The organism is uncultured Campylobacter sp. (assembly GCF_938031315.1).
Lineage (GTDB): Bacteria > Campylobacterota > Campylobacteria > Campylobacterales > Campylobacteraceae > Campylobacter_B.
Map to the genome: position 1 here is coordinate 1 of NZ_CALHHT010000287.1, position 3857 is coordinate 3857.

General features: G+C 41.4%; 2 protein-coding genes. One reads left to right on the forward strand and one right to left on the reverse strand.

Annotated features, from left to right (window positions below; translation table 11 throughout):
- On the reverse strand, positions 1–3388 hold a 3388-nt coding region (locus Q0236_RS07045; protein ID WP_297916411.1), incomplete at its 3' end, for a hypothetical protein.
- Between the two features lie 131 nt (positions 3389–3519).
- Here Q0236_RS07045 and Q0236_RS07050 point away from each other — a divergent pair.
- Positions 3520–3857: hypothetical protein (locus Q0236_RS07050; RefSeq protein ID WP_297916413.1), on the forward strand; the 338-nt coding region annotated here is incomplete at its 3' end.

Sequence of the window (3857 nt, forward strand, 5' to 3'; positions counted from 1 at the left end):
CGCCACCGATTTCTGCTGTGTAGTTAGGTACGCCGTTGCCGCTATAGCTTCTGGCCGATATTACATGAGCCAAGATATCTGCATTTTGTGTATAATCGCCGCCTACGCGCAGATTATTAGGATTAAGTACGCTGGTGCCATCACCTTTTTTGGTTATATCACCACTCGCAGTGGTATCTACGATCTTGCTATACTTGCCCGAATTCTTCAGTGCTTCTGTATCTACATTAAAATATGCAGGACGAAGCACGAAGTTATCGCTACCGCATATGTGGAACGAGCCGTCTTTTGACATTTGAATTCCGAACTCATCTTTAGCAGCCTTTATATTATCTTCAAGCTTCTGCAGCTCTGGTTGTATTTTATTCTTCCAAATGTCCTTCTTTTGGTTCTCGGTTAGATTTTTGTTGCACCAACCAAATTTCTCACCAGACTCACAATATCCATATCGCTTTTTAAGCTCCCATTTCTTGAGCTCCGAATAATAAGCCTTAGGATCGCTGCTATTTAAATCTTTGTTTTTTATATACTGATCTAAATCGGACCCTGAGGCAACTTGATTGTCCGGACGATAGCTAAGCATAAATGTAAGACCCTGATATGCATCTCCTATCTCTATATCGTTTAGCTCTAAAATACTTTTTCCTTTAAAATCCACTTCCTTATCGATAGTGTAATCGGTTTTGTCCTTCATCTTAAACGGAATTTTTAAGGAATCGGTTACGGATCGGCATGAGTAAACTGCGCTATTTCCCTTATGGTCATCGGCAATTTTATCCGAGGTAGTAGCGGCATTTCTCGCCCTGACAACGGATAAATACAATTTACCGCTCAAGTCAAATTTCTCAAGCTTTCTAGCCTCACTACCGATATATACGAGCTTGCCGGTATTTGGATCTTTTTTGAAGTAAGGAGAATTTGCAGCAGCATCGATATATTCCGTACATTTACCAGTTTCATTGTTATACTCCTTACAAAATTGACTCTCATAATCCGGTCTAAAGATAAGTTTCGCATCGAAAGGCTTATCGGAGATTTGAGTATATAGTCTATCATCGTCGTCATTTTTACTAAAATTCTTATTGACTACCTGCAAACCGCTTAAAGGTAGGATATTAACGCTTTTAGAAACCTTTGTCGCGTCGCATAATTCAAGCTCGGAAGCGCTATCCATCTCTATGAAGACTCGCTGACCGCCGCCTATATCTAAGCTCATCTTATAACTTAGTGTCACGGCAGGAGCTTGAAGAATTTTTGCACCGGTATTAACGGTAGCGTTAAACTCACCATACGCCGCTTTACCTGGTCTCATTAGACCGCCCACCGGAGTAGTCGTGCCAGCTTTTATCTCTCCTGCACCCTCGCCGATATGGAATTTTAAGACATTCCTATCTAGCATCGTAAATTGCCTATTATTATAGATAGGATCCGTGACGTTTGGGGTGCCACCTTTTATGACGTCTTTCATCGTCTTGTATGCACCCTGCTTCCCGTCGCGTAGATAGACCAGATCTTCGGCTACCGCTGCGGGTATGGTATCCGTAGTGGTATTGATAGGATTGTTTACAGTTAGTTTATTATTTATAGTAGAACTATCTTTAGTATAGGTAGCGCCCGCTTGAGAAAAGTCGATCGATACTACCGCACCTGCTGCATCTTCGCTATTACCGCCATTCAATCTATTTTCAAATTTCATTCTATAATAGATATTCTCGCCGGCAACTACCGGGTTTTTGATCTGCTCAGGAGGTTCATGTAGTTTTTTTACATCCTCTTCGCTTCTTCGGTTACCATCATTATCAAAGAATTTAACCCAGTTAGAGGCGTTATAGACTTCATACTGATAGCACATTTGAGGGACATACAAATCGGCGGAAATAGCAATCATACTTATGAAGTTTTGATCGGCTTGACCTCCGTTGAGATCTTCCCACGCCGCACCCAAAGAGATGTTTAGACTAGATTGCGCATTCTTCATCTTTGAACCGATATCGAATTCGTCCAGATCAAATCCACCTAAATAACCAGTGCCGTATGGATAGCTATACTTATAGGTGCCGTTATCATTTATAAGTAAAGCGACAGAGCCGTCGTATATATTAGCGCGATCGTTAGCTAACCGTTGATTAACCACACCGGATCCGTATAGCGAATCCATTTGTGCGGTTCCTTTGTGTTGAACTTTAAAATACTCGTCGGAGGTCATTTTTCTCTCGCCACCAAACCCTAAAAACCCTAGCTTTGCACTTACGGACCCACTTCTAGGTGTATAAAATCCATTGATGGTAGCGTTAATGTTTATAGGCGTATATCCATTATCCCAAGGGGTGAGGACAAAATAATCGCCGTAAATAGTTACGTTTTTTGGTTTAAAATATTTATTTTTATATTCTACGGCCTCTTTATAAGTCATTTTTTGACCCGTTACGCTATCGTTAGATTGTAAATTATCTAGCAAAGCCCTTCTGGACGGGGCGGTTTTATCATATACTACGATTATTCCCCATCCGCCGTACGGCCCAATACGAGCGGTGGTGAACTCTCCATTGGTAAAATCTGCACCGATTGGATCCATACCATCACTCGTTTTTACGTTTCCTACAGTAAATTCAATGCTGTCGGAATAATCTTTAAAATATTCCTTGACTAGATCGGTAATATCTTTAGTGCAGCCATATTTTAAACGCAAACGTAAGGGCTTGCGAGATTTTGCCAAAAAGTTCCAAGCAGCCGTTCCTTCGCATCTATCTCTATAAACATCTTCTATTATGCTAGCTTTACCTTTCGAGCTTTTCATTTTAAATTTCACCCGTGTATACCCCTTAGCAAAACCGGTCAATTTTTTTCCGTCTTTGCTGTTGTATTCTGCTTCGCTGTCAAAATCAGTCGTGCTGAATATATTTCCCTGCCAATAAAGTCTCGCATAGACTATATCGTCTTTAGTCACGCCCTTAGGAAGCCTCAAAACAGCTTTTGAACTATTCAAATAAAACTGTCCGTCGCCGTCATCTTTAATGTATGTGCCTTTTGCTCCCCACATGTAATCACGGCCTAGAGCAAAAGGCCAGCTTAAACTAATCACCGGCTTTCCGGTCACGGCGTAGTCTCCAAAGACGTATGTGCCCGCACCGCCGAATCTAACTATCGGCTTTTGGTTTAATTCGTCAGACCGATTTTTTATAGTGGTGAAATTATACAAACCCTGATCTCCGTTCCAAGTCCAACCACCTCTCCTTCCGTCCAGCACGCCATCGTCACGATACTCGTTGCTTATTGGGGTAGCAGAATTTATCTTCACGTTCGACCTGCTATCATCTGCAAACGCGTTTGTCAAACAACAAACGAACAGCGCCAAAATCGGCACCAACCTAAAACTCTTAACTTTCATGATACTACCCTCCGGTCAATAACATAATTTTTAGCTACTATTTTACATTTTTTTTGCTTAAATTTTATATGGATATGGAACAAATATAAATAAATTTTAAAGATTTCCTAAAAGAGCAGATCGGAACTTCAATGGACTTAACCTTTGCCAAAGAGGGAACAGATGCTGCAAAGCCTGAGAACTATTTGCCAAAAGAAGAAAAAGCCCTTATCGGAGATTGGGTAAGTGTTTCAGTTACAGATGTACTTGGTAATGATGCATCCGAAGAAGTTGATCCTACTGCGCTTTCAGCAACATTTGATGGTGAGCACTCCGCTACAATAAGCTTTATGGGTGAAGACATAGGCAGTTTTGAATGGTCTGTTTTATCCGAGAGTATTATCTTTACCGGCGACTTCGATGGAGACCTCGTCATGAGCGGTGACTACAAAGACGGAGTGCTCCTTCTTAACTACAGCGCAGGGGACGA